Genomic DNA, 15,075 nt, shown 5'->3' with positions numbered 1-15,075 from the left:
GACTAACTAATGACCCGACAGGTGATCGCCCGGCACGGCCGGACGTTCCGCCGGGCGCCGGCCGCCGTTCACCCGTCGAGCAGCGCCACCACCCTCGACCACCCCGCACCCGCTCCGGCGATCTTCACCGGGAGGCAGCTGACGGTGAACCCGGTCGGCGCGGGCAGGTCCTGAAGGCCGGCGAGCCGTTCGAGCTGGCAGTACTCCTCGCGGCGCCCGGCGAAGTGGGCGGGCCACAGCAGGTCCTTGTCCCCGGTGCGCTGGTACTCGCGGATGATGTGGGTGAAGGGGGCGTCGAGACTGAAGGCGTCGGTGCCGATCACCCGCACCCCCAGTTCGAGCAGCAGCCGGGTGGCCGGACCGTCCAGGCCGGTGAACTCGGTGAAGTACTCCGGCTTGCCGAGGTGCTGGTCGGCCCCGGTGTGCAGCAGCACCACGTCCATGGGCCGGGGCCGGCGTCCCACCCGGTCGAACTCCCGCTCCAGGTGAGGGACTCCGGCCGTGCCGGTGCCGACGTCCCGCAGGTCCAGGACCATACCGGGCCGGACGAACCAGTCCAGCGGCATCTGGTCGATGGTCCGGGGCGTGTGGTCCCCCTCGGCCGGCCCGTAGTGCGCCGGGGCGTCGACGTGGGTGCCGGTGTGGGTGGTGAGCGTCATGTGGTCGTTGGTGAGGAAGGCGCCGTCCCGGAAGACACCGGGGTCGAGCTCCAGGCCGAAGTGCTCCTTCATCTCGTCCCGTACGTGCAGGGCCGCCTGGTGCGCGTCGAGGACGCGGTGCACCACCTCGTCCGGCTCCCAGAACGACGCGTCGATGGGTGAGGACAGATCGATGACCCTCATGCTCCTGCCGCCTCTCCGCGGATGGGTTCCGCCGTACCGAACAGGTCCGAGCGCACAGCGATCGGCCGGGCCCCGAACGCGATGGCGCGCAGGATCTTCCCGTAGAGCGGGGTGTGGGCCAGTGCACGGGCGGCCAGGGGACGGACCGCGCCGGCCAGCCGGCTGCCGCCGCCGAGCATGGCCTTGCTCTGCCTGGCCTGAAGGGTGAAGACCTTCTCGATGTCCTTCCTGCGCTCGGGCACCCACCCGGACAGCGCGGACTCACCGAAGTCACCGCTGTCCAGGGCGTTCATCAGCACGGGATGGAGCAGTGCGGCGTCCTGCAGGGCGAGGTTGATGCCCTGAGCCCCGATCGGACTGTGCGTGTGCGCGCTGTCGCCGAGCAGGACCAGTCCGTCGTCGGCCCACCGGGTCGCGTAGCCGGAGAAGACGTCGAGCAGGGTCAGATCGCTGAGCTGCTTCACCTGCTCGAGGATCTGGTCCGCGTAGCCGGGAACCGCCCGGGCGATCCGCGAGCGCAGCTTGTCCACCCCCTCCTCGGCGATCTGCCGGTACCCGTTGTGCGGGAGGGTCCAACCGATCTGTACGCAGTCGGGGTAGGAGTCGTAGATGAGTACCGGAGTGCCCTGGGTCCGGTGCACCCGCACCGAGCGGTCCGTCCGCCCTCCGGCCGCCACCCTGAACCACAGGATGTCGTGCGCGAAGGTGTCCAGCCGGTGCTGCTCGATACCCGCCAGCCGACGGGTTCTGGAGTAGCGGCCGTCGGCGGCGACGGTGACCGGAGCGCTGATCCGGCGGCGCCGCTCCCCTTGCCCGCACACGACTCCGGTGACGGCGCTCCCCTCACGCACGAGGTCCCGGATTCCGCAGCCGTCCAGGTACGTGAAGCCGGCGTGGCGTGAGCAGGCGTCGAACAGCTCGGTCAGCAGATGGCGCTGGGGCAGGCTCAGCAGGAAGCCGTAGGGCGGCGGCAGCGTGCCGTAGTCGATGTCCATCAGGAGGCGCTCGTCCTCGACGAGCTGGAAGCGGCCGAGTTCGTAGCCGCCGCGGGCGCGCGCTCCGTCGAGCACCCCCAGGTCGGCGAGCAACGTCATCGCGCCGGGCTGGAGGATCTCGCCGCGGTACTCACGGTCGAAGGAGCGGGTCCGGTCCAGGACGGTGACCCGGGCGCCCGAACGCAGCATCAGGAGTGCCAGGGTCAGGCCGGCCGGCCCCGCTCCGACCACGCAGATGTCTGTGGTGATGTCCATGTCCGTCCCCCTCAGGCCCGGAGGCCGAGACCGCCGTCGGCCACGACCACCTGCCCCTGGATCCAGGCGGCCTCCGGTGCGCACAGCAGGGCGATCACATCGGCGACGTCCTCGGGGCGGGTGAGACGCCCGTTGGGGGTGCGGGAGGCCAGCAGACCGGCGATGGCCGGGTTGGAGGTGTGTTCCCCCTTGTCGAGGAGATGGGTGGAGACGGCGTTGACGGTGATCCCGAACGGCGCGAGGTCGACGGCGAGGTAGCGCACCAGGTTCTCCAGTGCCGCCTTGGCGACGCCGGTCGCCAGGTAGTGCGGGATCACCTCGAACGCTCCGTTGCCGGAGACCGCGATGACCCTGCCGCCGTCCGGCATCAGCTTGGCGACGGTGGCGGCCCCGTGCAGCAGCGGGTTCAGGGCGAGGGCCATCTCGTCGAAGAGGGGGGCCACCTCCGGCGCGACGGGCAGCATCGGGTGCATGGTGGCGGCGTTGTGCACGAAGATGTCCAACTGTCCGTGCTCGTCCCGTATCCGCTCCAGGAGCCCGTCGAGGAACTCCGCCGAGCGGATGTCTCCCTTGACGGAAGTCGTGCTGCCCGGCAGACCCGCCGCCGCCTCCACCGCCTCGGCTGCGGCGGCGTCGTCGTGTGCGTAGTTGAGGTAGACATGGCAGCCGTCGGTACGCAGCCGGTGGGCGACGGCCCTGCCGAGGCCGCGGGACGCCCCGGTGACCAGGGCGATCCGTCCGGTCGGGAAGAGTCCCCGTCCCTGGGCCGGACGAGGGGTGTGCTGATCGAGTGGAGCGTTCATGCCGGGGACCGCCTTCGTGTGGTCAGGGCCGCCCGCCGTTGACGACCTGGAGGTGGCCGTTGACGGGGCTGGACAGGTCGGAGGCGAGCGCGAGGACGCATCCCGCCACTTCGTCGGGCGTGTTGGGCACGATGCCGGGGCCCAGCGGGCCGGGATGCGGGATGCCGGGCTCCTGCACGGGACCCGGCGCGACGCAGTTGACCCTGACCCCCTCGCCCGCCAGGTCGTGCGCCAGGGCCAGGGTCAGGCCGGCCACCCCCGCCTTCGCCGCGCACAGGTGGGCGGCCGCCGGCCGTCCGCGTACCCCGGCGAGCGAGGACAGCAGCACGACCCTGGCGCGGCCGGACGCGGCGAGCAACGGGAGCAGGCTGGTGACCAGGGTGTGCACGGCCACCAGATCGGTCTCCAGCACGGCACGGAACTCCACGGCTGTCATGGCCGCGGCCGGCCTGGGCCGGCCGTCGTAGCCGGTGACACAGTTCACCAGGACGCCCAGCCGGTCCACGCCGGCCGCCGCGAGTCCCGCGTTCAGGGTTTGCGGGGCGTCGGGGGCGGTGAGGTCGGCGGTCACCGGGTGCGCGTGGACGGCGTACCCGGCGATGAGGGCGTCGGCGAGGGAGCCGGTGCTCTCCGGGTTCCGCCCGTGCACCACGACCCTGGCGCCCCGCGCCGCGAAGGCGTGTGCGACCGCGGCGCCCACCCTGCCGGTCGCCCCGGCCACCATGACCGGGACGCCCGCCAGGCCCAGCGGGTCAGCGCTCAACGTGCGACACCACGCTGTGCAGCTGGGGTGTCGCCCTGGCGACGCCCGCGAGTTGTCGGATGTGGTCCTGGAAGCCCTCGGACTGTACGACCTGGAGGTGCGCGGCGGCGTCCTCCCAGCGCGCGATGTTGATGTAGGTGTTCGGGTTGGTCAGGGAGCGGACCAGGGTGTGGTCGACGAAGCCGGGCTGTTCGCGCATGTACAGCGAGCTGGCCTCGAAGACCTTCTCGAACTCCTCGGGTGCCGAGGTCAGGATGAACTCGTTGATCAGGATCACCATGGGGGAACCTCCGTCGAGTCGTGCGTGGAAGGACGCCCGCAGCTCACGCCGCGGGATCTTGCCGTTGGGGCTGCGGGGAATCTGTTCGGCCACCTCGTAACCGCGGACCTGCTTGTAGTAGGGCAGGCGGACGTTGAGCCGGCCGACGGCCGCTGCCGCCCGCTCCTGCGGACCGGGGACGGCCGCGGGGTCCGCGGGGTCCGGGGGCGTGAGGACGAGCAGCGCGTGGGCGACCGCGCCGGACGCGGGGTCCGGCCTGTCCAGGACGACGCTGTCCGCGACCGCCGGATCCTCGGCGAGCAGGGCCTCGATCTCGCTCGGGGACACGAGCCAGTTGTCGCACTTGAAGACGTCCTTGATGCGGTCGGTGAGGTGGAGACGGCCGCCCTCGTCGATCCGTCCGACATCGCCGGTGGCCAGCCAGCCGTCGGCGTCGACGGCCGGCCCGTGTGCCGGATCGAGGTATCCGCGCATCACCTGCGCCCCTCTGACCTGGAGTTCCCCGTTCTCACCGGAGGGCAGTACGGTGCCGTCGTCCAGCGAGACCACACGGTGCTCGGTCCCCTCGACGGGAGTGCCGACGGAACCGGGCCGGTGGTCGCCCGGCCGGTCGAAGTGGGTCAGCGGGGAGGCCTCGGCGAGCCCGTAGCCCTGGACCACCGGCACTCCGAAGTGCTGTGACAGGGTGCGGGCGAGGGCCGGTGCCAGGGCCGAGCCCCCCGAGGCGATCATCCGGGCGTCCGGCAGCCTCAGTCCGGGCAGCCGGGGGTGGGCCGCCAGCTGGGCCAGCCGGGCGGGCAGCGAGTAGATGTACCCGGCCGCGCAGTGGCGGGCCCGCTCCATCGCGAGTACGGGGTCGGCCTCCGGCACGAGCACCTGCGTCGCGCCGGCTGCCAGCGCGGAGTTCATGTGCATGGGGTGGTAGCTGGGGAAGTGCACCAGGGTGACGGAGCCCGGCTCCAGCCCGTGCGCCCGCGCGGTCTGCACCGCGTTGACCGTCACGTTGCGGTGGCTGAGTACGACGGCCTTCGGCAGGCCAGTGGTGCCGCTGGTGAAGTGCAGGGCGGCCGGGCCCTGCGGATCGGCGTGCCACTCGGGCACCCCGGGGGCGGCGGCGTCCAGCAGCTCCGTGAGGCGCGGTGCCTCCGGGGCCGCCTCGGCGGCGTCCTCACCCAGCACGGCGACCAGCTCCAGTCCGGGCAGCCCGTGTCGCACCCGGCGCAGCCGGTCGTACAGCGCGGTTCCCAGCAGGGCCGCTCGCGCGCCGGACGCCTCCAGGACGTACTGCAGTTGCTGCTCGCGCAGCAGCGGGATCACCATCAGTGCCTGGTTCCCGCTGCGCAGAGCGCCGTGGTACGCGATCACCACGTCGGGGTGCAGGTCGGCGCCGATGGCCACGACCGCTCCCCCGGCGCCGAACCGCTGCCGCAGAACTGCGGCACACCGGTCCACCGCCGCGTCGAGCGAGGCGTAGGTGACCGTACGGCCGCCGACGACGAGTGCGGGACGGTCGCCGTGGCGTCGGGCGGCGGTGCGCAGCAGCAGGTCGGCGCGGTCGGGGAGCCCGTCCAGGAGGTCAGTCACCGGATGTCCCTTCGACGAAGGCCTTGGCCTGCCGCAGCGTGGCCGAGCTGTTGCGGCCCAGGGCTTCGCGGACGAACGTCCGGGCCTCCCGCAGGCCCGCGTCCGGCCCGAGTACCCCTGCCACGGCTGCCGTCTCCAGTACGACGGTGTGCTCGGCGACCGCGGTGACGCCCCGGCCGTCCTCGGTCAGCAGCCAGCTTCCGGTGTGCACCCGGAGCAGGGCAGGGGTGAGGAGCTGCTTGTAGTGGATGCTTCGGGGCGCCTCGCAGATCCGGACGGACCGCGTGGTGTGGGACGACCCGTCCGGGGTCCGGGTGTCCATCTCCAGGATCTGGACACCGGGCTGGTCCTCGGTCAGCCGCACCCGCGCCACATGGGGCAGGCGCTGCTCCCACTGCTCCGCACGGTCCAGGAAGGCGTGGACCTCGGCGGCGGTGCCCTCGATGTGCAGGCTGTCGCGGAAGGTGAAAGCCGTCTCCGAGCCGGCTTCCTTCTCCCGAGCCGCGACGGCGAGGGCTGCGAGTTCGGCCCGGCTGTTGCCGTCGACCGCCTTCTCCAGCCAGCCGAGCGTCTCGGCGTCGTCGTCGGCGGCCGCGTAGGTGTGGGTGAGGACCACCTCGCTGCCGGCGTCCACCGGACGGACGGTCCACTCACCGCCCATGGCGGCGATGGGTTCCTCGGGCCGGTCCTGCCCGAACGAGATGCGCATGCGCACCGGATCGACGAGACGGCGGGAGGTCCAGGTGCGTACCCCGCCGTTGGCTGTCGCCCACAGCTGGAGCCGTTCCGGACCGCCTTCGTCCGGCGCCCGCTCCAGGAACCGGGCGTGCACCGTGGGCGGGAAGATCAGCGGCCACTTCTCGACGTCGGCGAGCAGGGCGAAGACGGCCGCCGGAGCGGCGGGGACGGTGATGCTGTGCTCCACGTCGACGCTCGACGGGTCGCCGGGGCGTGCGCCCGGCGTGCGCCGCGAGGGACGGGCGGACACCTCGGGGGCAGGGCCCGGCGTCGTGGTCAGGGGTGTTGTCTCGGACATGGGCGTGCACCTTCCGGACGGGCGGCGTGGCCGGTCAGTAGTTGCCGAGGCCGCCGCAGACGTTGAGCGCCTGCGCGGTGACGGCGTCGGCGGCCGGTGAGACGAGGTAGGTGACCATGGCGGCCACCTCCTCGGGGGTGGTGTAACGGCCGAGCGGGATCTTGGCCTCGAAGCGCTCGCGCACCTCTTCCTCACCGGTGTTCCACGCCTCGGCGTAGGCCCGGCGGACCCTCCCGGCCATGGGTGTCTCGACGTAGCCGGGGCAGACCGCGTTGACAGTGGTGCCGGAGGAGGCGAGTTCCAGGCCGATGGCCTTGGTCATGCCGATCACGCCGGCCTTGGACGCGGAGTACGGAGCGGCCAGGACGACCCCCTGTTTCCCCCCGGTGGAGGCGATGTTGACGACACGTCCGCGCGGCCGGCCGAGCATGCCTCCCGCGGACAGGACCTCCCGGGTGACCAGGAAGACGCTGTTGAGGTTGGTGTCGACGACGTCGTACCAGAGGTCGTCGGAGAGCTCGGCGGTGACTCCGCCGCCGTTGCGGCCCGCGTTGTTGACCAGCACGTCGACCGGTCCGAAGGCCGCGACGGCGGTGGCGACCAGTTGGACGACCTCCGCGCGGGAACGGACGTCGCACGTCGCGCCGTCGGCCTCATGGCCCAGGTCGCGCAGTTCCTTGACCGTGGCGGCGACGTTCTCCGCCGAGCGGGCGCACAGGAAGACCCGGAGTCCTTCGGCGGCCAGCGCGTGGGCGACGGCGAGGCCGATTCCGCTGGTGGCGCCCGTGATCAGAGCCGTGCGGGGCGCTGCGGGACGGTTGGGGGCGCTGGCAGGCATCTCGCTCCTCGTTCCTGGCCGCGGGGCGGCGTTCTCGGGGCACGGATTGGTGTGCGGCTCCGTGACCGGCTTCGCCAGAGAGGCTTTCCGGGAGCGGTGGAGTCCGGCTCGAACGCGGCTGGAGCGCCGCCGCCCGGTGCGTGGACTGGTCCTCAAGTCCTTCTCCAGTCACCGCTCCTACGTTGTCCACGTCCTGGCGACCGCCGGGGCCCCTGGGGGCCCTGAAGAAGGAGTGACGATGGAATTTCCTGCCGACCAGCCGATGCGGGTGCAGGCGACCCAGGAGGTCGTCGACTACGTGGTCGCGAACGGCATCGCGCCGCTGCCCGCCCACCACGAGCTGGTGGAGCGCACCGAGAAGGAGACGGGTGACAAGGCCGGTATGCGGATCGCGCCCGAACAGGGCGCCCTCATCACACTGCTGGCCCGGATGGCCGGGGCCCGGCAGGCGGTCGAGGTGGGGACCTTCACCGGTTACTCCTCGCTGTCCATCGCCCGCGCCCTGCCCGCCGGCGGACGTCTCCTGTGCTGCGACACCAGCGAGGAGTGGACGCGCATAGCCCGGGACGGCTGGGAGTCCGCGGGACTGGCCGGTCTGATCGAGCTGCGCCTGGGCCCGGCTCTGCAGACCCTGCGGGCCCTGCCTCTGGAGGAGAGCATCGACTTCTCGTTCGTCGACGCGGACAAGACCGGTTACGCCGCGTACTTCGAGGAGCTGGTGGCCAGGACCCGGCCCGGTGGCCTGCTCGTCTTCGACAACGTCCTGTACGGCGGCCGGGTGCTGGGCGACGAGCCGGTGACCGGAAACGCCGCCGCGCTGCGTGCGTTCAACCCCGCGCTCGCCGCCGATCCGCGGGTCGACGTCGTGATGCTGCCGCTCGCCGACGGTCTGACCGTCGCCCGCAAGCGCTGATCCACGCCGCCTCACCCACGGCGTCCTGTGCAGCGCGGGCCGCCGTGGGCGGGGCGGCACCGAAACCCGGGGGCCGCGGTTCATCGGCCGGAGACCGGTCCGCGGTCCCCCGGCCGGCGTCCATCGTCCACCGTCCAGTCAGAGGAGTGGTATGTCAGGCAGAAAGTCGCTCTCCCGTCGTCGGTTCCTCACCGGCGTCGCGGCAGGCACGGCCCTCGGGGTCCTCCCGCTGAGACCCGCCGTGGCCGCGGCCGCGGAGCCCGTCGAGATCCTCGTCGTCGGCAGTGGTTACGCGGGCAGCGTCGCCGCTCTGCGGTTCGCTCAGGCGGGTCTCGACTCGGTCGTCATCGAGCGTGGCAGACGCTGGACGGTCGATCCGCAGGGTGGCACGTTCGCCACCCCCGCCGCGCCGGACGGCAGGGCCTCCTGGCTCAGTTCGTGGAGTCCGTTCGTCCCTCAGCAACTCGACGTGTATCCCGGTGTGCTCGAAGCCTTCCGGGCCGACGGGGTCATCGCCCTCGCCGGGGCGGGCGTCGGCGGCGGGTCCCTGGTCAACAACGCGGTGATGCTCAAACCGTCCGAGGCCGCGTTCAACCGGGCGTTCGGCACCGACATCGAGTTCGACGAGATGAGCGAGCGGTGGTACGCCCGGGCCCGTGCCCTGATCGGCCCGGCACCGATGCCCGACGACGTCTACGCCTCCACGCACTACACCGCCGCCCGTTCCTTCACCGCCGAGACCGCGGCTGCGGGCCTGGCCCCGTTCCGGGCCGACATGGCGGTGGACTGGCAGGCGGTGCGGGAGGAACAGGCCGGCACCCGGGAGCCGTCGCTGATACTCGCCCGTTCCATCTGGGGCGCCAACAGCGGGGCCAAGCGCAGCGTCGACCGGACGATCATGGCGGACGCCGAAGCCACCGGCCGGGTCTCGGTGGAGACGCTGACCCGCGTCGTGGACGTGGTGCCCGCCGCCGGCCGTTACCTGGTGCGGTGCGAGCGCATCGACGACTCCGGGGCCGTGGTGGCCCGGCCGGACTACAGCGCGAAGCACGTGTTCTTCGCCGCGGGTTCGCTGGGGACCAGCCGGCTGCTGGTGGCCGCCCGCGGGCGCGGGAGCCTGCCCGCGCTCCGGGCCTCGGTCGGCAAGGGGTGGGGAACCAACAGCGACCGGCAGACGGTCCGGGTGGGCATGCCCTGGAACAACCCGACGCAGGGTGGCCCGTCGGGCATCGTCGCCCAGGACCTCGACAACCCGTACGAGCCCGTCACCATGATCAACTTCCCCTGGCCCGTCCCCCCGGCGGACGGAACCGGAGCACTCGGCGCTCTGGCCATGACCACGTGTGCCGCGGACGGCCGCTTCAGCTACGACGCGGCGACCGACTCCGTGAAACTCACCTGGCCGAGCACCGGGGCGGCGGCCGTACGCGCCACCCAGGCGGTGACGGCCACCGTGGACCGGATCAACGCCGCCAACCCGCAGACGTCCACTCTGCGGGTGAACGCCGACACCACCTCGCACACGCTGGGCGGAGCGGTCATCGGGAAGGCGTGCGCGCCGGACGGCCGGCTGCACGGCTACGACAACCTCACCGTCATCGACAGCTCGCTGATCCCGGGCACGATGGCGACGGTGCCACCGGCCCTGACCGTCACCGCGCTCGCCGACCGCTGCGTGCACAAGGCACTGAACCGCATGCTGAACTGACCGCCCGCGAGCGTCCCCTCCCCCGCACGCGCGCGGAAGAGGGGACGCTCGCGGGAATGCGCACCGGGACCGACGGCTGCCCGTTATCAGTGCACCTAGAGCCGCACAAGCACTTTTCGGACAACCCGCTTCCTCCCCGGTCGTGTTGACACGTCCGTTTCGAAGTACCCGCGGTCCGTCTGGGTAGCGTTCGGGTGCATCACAGGCACTACACACAAAGCGGCCAGGTCACGCCGGTATCCGGGGGGAGCCCGAAGCGGCCATGGCACCGCAGACCTTGGGGGGAAATGATGGACATTTCCGTCGGCATATTGGGGATACTGGAATTACGGTTCGGTGACTTTCAATGCGTTCCCAGCGCTCCCAAACCGAAGAAAGTGCTGGCGCTCCTCCTCATCTACTGCAATCAGATCGTCCCGGTCTCCGCGCTGGTGGAGGAGCTGTGGGGCAACCGGCCCCCCGCCAGCGCCAGGACGACGCTCCAGACGTACATCCTGACGCTCCGCAAGCTGCTGCAGGCCGCGCAGCCCTCCGCCGGTGAGCTCCTGGTGACAGCGGGCCCCGGGTACATGCTGAGGATCCCTGACGCCGCCTTCGACCTGCACCGCTTCACCCGGCTCGCCAAACAAGGACGCGAGGCCATCAGCCGAGGCGACGACGCGGCCGGCGTGGTGTTCCTCTCCCAGGCCCTGGAGCTCTACCGCGGGCAGGTGCTGGCGGACGTCGACACCGGCCAGCGCGTGACCGCCCACGTCACGCGGCTGGAGGAGCTGCGGCTGACCACTCTGGAACTCCGTATCGACGCCGAGATGAGGCTGGGGCGGCACCAGGAACTCCTCGACGCACTCGCCGCGCTCACCGCCCACCACCGCTTCCACGAGAACCTGCACGCCCAGTACATGCGGGCCCTGTGGCGCTCGGGGCGCCGCTCGTGCGCCCTGGATGCCTACCAGCGGCTGCGTCGTTCCCTGGCCGAGGAACTCGGCATGGAACCGGCGTGGTTCCTCCAGCAACTGCAGTGCGCGATCCTCTCCTCGGCCGCGCCGCAGCAGCAGAAGCTGCCGGGCGGAGTGCCGTACGAGAGGGCCGGCTGACCCCGGTGGAGAACGACGTGCCGCGGGGCCCCGTCCGTGACCCCGCGGCACGTCCTCAGACCAGGTCGTCCCTGCTGACCTGCCGGTGTCTGACCAGCCAGCTGCCACCGTCGTGCACGAGCACGTCCTCGCACACCGTGCTGCGGTGTACGGCCGGTGAGCCGCCGGCCGCGGTGGCGATCACCAGGGCGTAACACCGGGCGGCGACGCTGCCGTCGGGCCGGGGATCCACCGTCAGCATGCCGAGCCAATGACGGTGCATGACGTTCTGCCCGGCGAGCGCGGCACGGGCCTTCCCGCTGCTCGCGGCCAGTTCCGCGCGGCCGGTCGCACGGTCGTGACCGCCGTGCAGGAGAAACACGCCGTCCTCGGTGAACGTCTGTGCCCAGTCGTCGGTCCGGCCGTCGTCCAGGGCCTGCATCTGCCGTGCGTAGAAGTGCGAGACCTCACCGTGGAGCCGGGCGATGTCGGGCCGGGCCGTGTCGAGCGGTGCGGTGCCGGTGTGCGGCATCGGACCTCCTTAGCGCTGTAGGGGCCACCAGCGTGCTCGGCACGCCTGGAAGGCGGCTGGAGCCCCGCTGGAGCACCGGGCGCTCAGGCGCTCCCGCTTCCGTCCGCCGGGAGGGAGGTCTCGTACAGGCGCAGCAGGAGCGAGATGAACTGTTCCCGCTCCTGCGGTGAGAAGGGCGCGAGCAGATCCCTCTCCAGCTCCGCGAGCGCGGCGGTCACCTGCGGCCAGGTACGCCGGCCGAGGGGGGTCAGCCAGACCCGGCTGCGCCGGGCGTCCTGGTCGTCCGGGGTGCGGTGCACCATCCCGGCGGCCTCCATGCGCTTGACGGCCTGTGTCGCCGTGGGCGCTTCGACCCTGACCCGCCGGGCGAGGTCTCCGACCGTGCTGCCGTCCGCCTCCCAGAGGCAGCGCATGAAGAACTGCTGGCCGACGTGCAGCCCGAAGCCGTTGAGCAGACGTTCGGAACGCAGACGCGTGGAACGCCCGGCCAGAGCGAACAGGGTGCTGAAGTCCCCCAGGGAGACGGCGGGCTGGGCGGCCATACAGATGTGACCTTCGCGGGTTGCGGACGGCATACGGGCGGCCCACGACACGGGGGATGCCCCGGCCATGATACGCGGCCGGCGCTTCACGGTCCGGGGCCCGTCTCCACCGGTTCCCGAGTCCCCCTCCAGCGCCGCCGCCAAGGATGATCCGCGTCCCCCGGTTCCTCCACGGGCGATGCGTCACGCCACCGGCCGAGTACGGGAAAGGGTCGATTCGATGGACAGCGCACAGCGCGCGGCGGGAGCCGCACGGCACACGGCGAAACCCGCGCGGAACGTACCGGACCGCTGGAAACCCGTTGTTCTCGCCGCGGACGGATCCGGCCATTCCCTGGATGTGACGAGTTGAGCCGCCGCGTCGCCGTCACCGGAATCGGCGTGGTCGCGCCGGGCGGCAACGGGACCAAGGAGTTCTGGTCACTGATCGCTTCCGGCCGGACCGCGACCGGCCCCCTGACGGCCTTCGACGCGACGCCCTATCGTTCGCGCATCGCCGCCCAGTGCGACTTCGATCCGCTGGCAGCGGGTTTCTCCCCGCGAGAGGTCCGGAGACTTGACCGCGCGGCGCAGTTCGCCGTGGTCTGTGCCCGTGAGGCCCTGGCCGACGCCGGCTTCACCTCCGGCCCTCCCCCGGTCCCCGAACGGACGGGTGTGTCCCTGGGCACCGCGGTCGGCTGCACCACGAGCCTGGAGAACGAGTACGCCGTCGTGAGCGACGGTGGTCGCGACTGGCTCGTCGACCACCGCCACGCCGTACCGCACCTGGCGGACTACCTGGTGCCCAGCAGCCTGGCCCGGGAGGTGGCGTGGGCGGCGGACGCCCTCGGCCCCGCCGCGGTCGTCTCGGCCGGCTGCACCTCAGGGCTCGACGCGGTGGGGCACGCGTGCGAGCTGATCCGTGAGGGCACCGCGGACGTCATGCTCACCGGCGGCACCGACGCGCCCATCTCACCGATCACCGTGGCCTCCTTCGACGCGATCCGGGCGACCTCCGCACGGAACGAGGACCCGGCCACCGCCTCCCGCCCCTTCGACAACTCCCGGGACGGCTTCGTCCTGGGTGAGGGAGCCGCCGTGCTGGTGCTGGAGGAGTGGTCCCACGCGAGGGCCCGGGGCGCGCACATCTACGCCGAGATCGGTGGCCACGCCTCACGGGGCAACGCCTATCACATGACCGGACTCCGCCCGGACGGCCGGGAGATGGCGGAGGCGATCACCCGGGCACTCGACGAGGCACGGCTGGACGCGACCGCCGTCGACTACGTCAACGCGCACGGCTCCGGCACCCGGCAGAACGACCGGCACGAGTCGGCCGCCTTCCTCCGGGCCCTCGGTGAGCATGCCCGGGAGATCCCCGTCAGTTCCATCAAATCGATGATCGGCCACTCCCTCGGGGCGATCGGGGCCATCGAGATCGCCGCGTGCGCACTCGCCCTGGAGCACGGCGTCGTGCCTCCCACCGCCAACCTCCACGAGCCGGACCCCGAGTGCCCGCTGGACTACGTACCGATCACTGCCAGGGAACAGCGGCTGGACGCCGTCCTCACGGTGGGCAGCGGTTTCGGGGGGTTTCAGAGCGCCATGGTGCTCACCCGGCCCGAGAGGACACGCCGATGACCGCCCCTGCCCCCACGCCCCTGTCCGAACGCCCCGGCACCGGGCGGGAGACGGCGCTGGTCACCGGTCTCGACGTACGGGCGGCCAACGGTGACGGCACCGAGGATTTCTGGCGGAGCCTCCTGGAAGGGCGCGGAGGCATCGGCCCCATCACCCGCTTCGACGCCTCCGGCTATCCCAGCCGGCTGGCCGGAGAGGTCACCGGGGACCCGGACGCGTCCCTGCCCGGCCGGCTGCTGCCGCAGACCGACCGCGTCACCCGGCTCGCCCTGGTCTCCGCCGCCGAGGTGCTGCGGGACGCGGGCCTGGATCCGGCCGTCATGCCGGAGTACGGGGTCGGGGTCGTCACCGCCAACGCGGCCGGCGGATTCGAGTTCGGCCAGCGGGAGCTGGAGAACCTGTGGGCGAAGGGCCCGCACCACGTCAGCGCCTACCAGTCGTTCGCCTGGTTCTACGCGGTGAACACCGGCCAGATCTCCATCCGGCACGGTCTGCGCGGCCCCAGCGGCGTCCTGGTAACCGGCCAGTGCGGCGGACTGGACGCGGTCGGTCACGCACGCCGCATGCTGCGCAAGGGCACCCAGGCGGTCCTCACCGGGGCGATGGAGTCCGCCCTCTGCCCGTGGGGGCATGTGGCGGAACTCACCGGCGCCCGGCTGACCACCGCCGACAGCGCCGAGGGGGCCTGCCTGCCGTTCGGGGAACACGCCTCGGGGCACGTGGCCGCGGAGGGCGGGGCCCTGCTGATGCTGGAGAGCGCGGCCGCGGCCGGCGCCCGGGGCAGCACGCGCTCCTACGGGGAAGTGGCGGGCTACGCGGCTGCTTTCGACCCGCGCCCCGGCTCGGGGCGCCCCGGTGGGCCGGCCCGGGCCGCAAGGGCGGCGCTGGCCGACGCGGGCATCGACCCCTCGGCGGTCGGCGCGGTCTTCGCCGAGGGGGCGGCCGTCCCCGAACTGGACGCGCAGGAGGCCGCGGCGATCACCGAGGTGTTCGGTCCGCGCGGCGTACCGGTCACCGCGGTCACCTCCCGCACCGGACGTCCCGGAGCCGGTGCCTCCGCGCTCGACCTCGCGGCGGCGCTGCTCTCCGTCCGCGACCGGCTGATCCCCCCGACCGCTGACGTGGGGCGTGTGCCCGCCTCCTACCGGATCGACCTCGTGACCGGAGCACCGCGCCCGCTGGAGGGCGACGCGGCGCTCGTACTGGCGCGCGGCCACGGCGGCTTCAACAGCGCGGTGGTCGTGCGCCGCGACCGCACGTCCCGATGACCTGGTCCCACCCCGACCGCAGT

Annotated in this window: 14 protein-coding genes; 5 read left to right on the top strand and 9 right to left on the bottom strand. The window is 72.2% G+C overall.

What is annotated here, in order from left to right:
• Positions 1 to 68 precede the first annotated feature (68 nt).
• From AB0P41_RS11220 to AB0P41_RS11190, 7 genes are read right to left on the bottom strand one after another with little or no spacing between them, the layout of a single operon-like run.
• Positions 69 to 842 (bottom strand): cyclase family protein, encoded by a 774-nt coding sequence (locus AB0P41_RS11220; protein WP_356712484.1) that lies wholly within the window; start codon positions 840 to 842, stop codon positions 69 to 71.
• Positions 839 to 2,092: an FAD-dependent monooxygenase gene (locus AB0P41_RS11215; protein ID WP_356712482.1), complete on the bottom strand. Its 1,254-nt coding sequence runs from the start codon at positions 2,090 to 2,092 to the stop codon at positions 839 to 841. The genes AB0P41_RS11220 and AB0P41_RS11215 overlap by 4 nt, the downstream gene beginning before the upstream one ends.
• An 11-nt stretch (positions 2,093 to 2,103) precedes the next feature.
• Complete coding sequence (locus tag AB0P41_RS11210; protein WP_356712480.1) at positions 2,104 to 2,895, bottom strand: SDR family oxidoreductase; 792 nt, start codon at positions 2,893 to 2,895, stop codon at positions 2,104 to 2,106.
• Between the two features lie 22 nt (positions 2,896 to 2,917).
• Positions 2,918 to 3,658, bottom strand: a complete 741-nt coding sequence (locus tag AB0P41_RS11205) for an SDR family oxidoreductase (RefSeq protein ID WP_356712478.1) — start codon at positions 3,656 to 3,658, stop codon at positions 2,918 to 2,920.
• Positions 3,648 to 5,522, bottom strand: coding sequence for an AMP-binding protein (locus tag AB0P41_RS11200; RefSeq protein ID WP_365931423.1), 1,875 nt, complete (start codon positions 5,520 to 5,522; stop codon positions 3,648 to 3,650). Before AB0P41_RS11200 ends, AB0P41_RS11205 begins: the two co-directional genes overlap by 11 nt.
• A complete protein-coding gene (locus AB0P41_RS11195) occupies positions 5,515 to 6,558 on the bottom strand; it encodes an aromatase/cyclase (RefSeq protein ID WP_365931422.1) in 1,044 nt (347 codons plus the stop codon). Before AB0P41_RS11195 ends, AB0P41_RS11200 begins: the two co-directional genes overlap by 8 nt.
• Before the next feature lie 34 nt (positions 6,559 to 6,592).
• Positions 6,593 to 7,396, bottom strand: a complete 804-nt coding sequence (locus AB0P41_RS11190) for an SDR family NAD(P)-dependent oxidoreductase (RefSeq protein ID WP_365931421.1) — start codon at positions 7,394 to 7,396, stop codon at positions 6,593 to 6,595.
• A gap of 238 nt (positions 7,397 to 7,634) precedes the next feature.
• On the opposite strand from AB0P41_RS11190, the gene AB0P41_RS11185 reads away from it, so the two are divergent.
• The 3 genes from AB0P41_RS11185 (at position 7,635) to AB0P41_RS11175 (ending at position 11,111) form a co-directional block, all read left to right on the top strand.
• Positions 7,635 to 8,309: a class I SAM-dependent methyltransferase gene (locus AB0P41_RS11185; protein WP_356712471.1), complete on the top strand. Its 675-nt coding sequence runs from the start codon at positions 7,635 to 7,637 to the stop codon at positions 8,307 to 8,309.
• A 151-nt stretch (positions 8,310 to 8,460) separates the two neighbouring features.
• Positions 8,461 to 10,017 (top strand): GMC oxidoreductase, encoded by a 1,557-nt coding sequence (locus AB0P41_RS11180; RefSeq protein WP_356712469.1) that lies wholly within the window; start codon positions 8,461 to 8,463, stop codon positions 10,015 to 10,017.
• 377 nt (positions 10,018 to 10,394) lie between these two features.
• Entirely contained in the window at positions 10,395 to 11,111 is a 717-nt protein-coding gene (locus AB0P41_RS11175; protein WP_365931420.1) for an AfsR/SARP family transcriptional regulator, read from the top strand.
• Between the two features lie 55 nt (positions 11,112 to 11,166).
• Here the strand turns inward: AB0P41_RS11175 and AB0P41_RS11170 are convergent, their stop codons facing one another.
• Both AB0P41_RS11170 and AB0P41_RS11165 read right to left on the bottom strand, forming a co-directional pair.
• Positions 11,167 to 11,622 (bottom strand): nuclear transport factor 2 family protein, encoded by a 456-nt coding sequence (locus tag AB0P41_RS11170; protein ID WP_365931419.1) that lies wholly within the window; start codon positions 11,620 to 11,622, stop codon positions 11,167 to 11,169.
• 83 nt (positions 11,623 to 11,705) lie between these two features.
• On the bottom strand, positions 11,706 to 12,164 hold the full coding sequence (locus tag AB0P41_RS11165) for a MarR family transcriptional regulator (RefSeq protein WP_356712463.1): 459 nt from the start codon (positions 12,162 to 12,164) through the stop codon (positions 11,706 to 11,708).
• 348 nt (positions 12,165 to 12,512) lie between these two features.
• Here AB0P41_RS11165 and AB0P41_RS11160 point away from each other — a divergent pair, with 348 nt between their 5' ends.
• Both AB0P41_RS11160 and AB0P41_RS11155 read left to right on the top strand, forming a co-directional pair.
• The gene (locus AB0P41_RS11160) at positions 12,513 to 13,784 is read left to right on the top strand and encodes a beta-ketoacyl-[acyl-carrier-protein] synthase family protein (RefSeq protein WP_365931418.1); all 1,272 of its coding nucleotides are present in this window, start codon (positions 12,513 to 12,515) and stop codon (positions 13,782 to 13,784) included.
• Positions 13,781 to 15,052, top strand: a complete 1,272-nt coding sequence (locus tag AB0P41_RS11155) for a beta-ketoacyl synthase N-terminal-like domain-containing protein (protein WP_365931416.1) — start codon at positions 13,781 to 13,783, stop codon at positions 15,050 to 15,052. Before AB0P41_RS11160 ends, AB0P41_RS11155 begins: the two co-directional genes overlap by 4 nt.
• Positions 15,053 to 15,075 lie beyond the last annotated feature (23 nt).

Origin of the sequence: Streptomyces sp. NPDC079167 (genome assembly GCF_040686735.1) — a bacterium.
GTDB lineage: Bacteria > Actinomycetota > Actinomycetes > Streptomycetales > Streptomycetaceae > Streptomyces.
The sequence above is the reverse complement of the archived record's forward strand: the minus strand, read 5'-3'. Positions and strand labels throughout refer to the sequence as shown.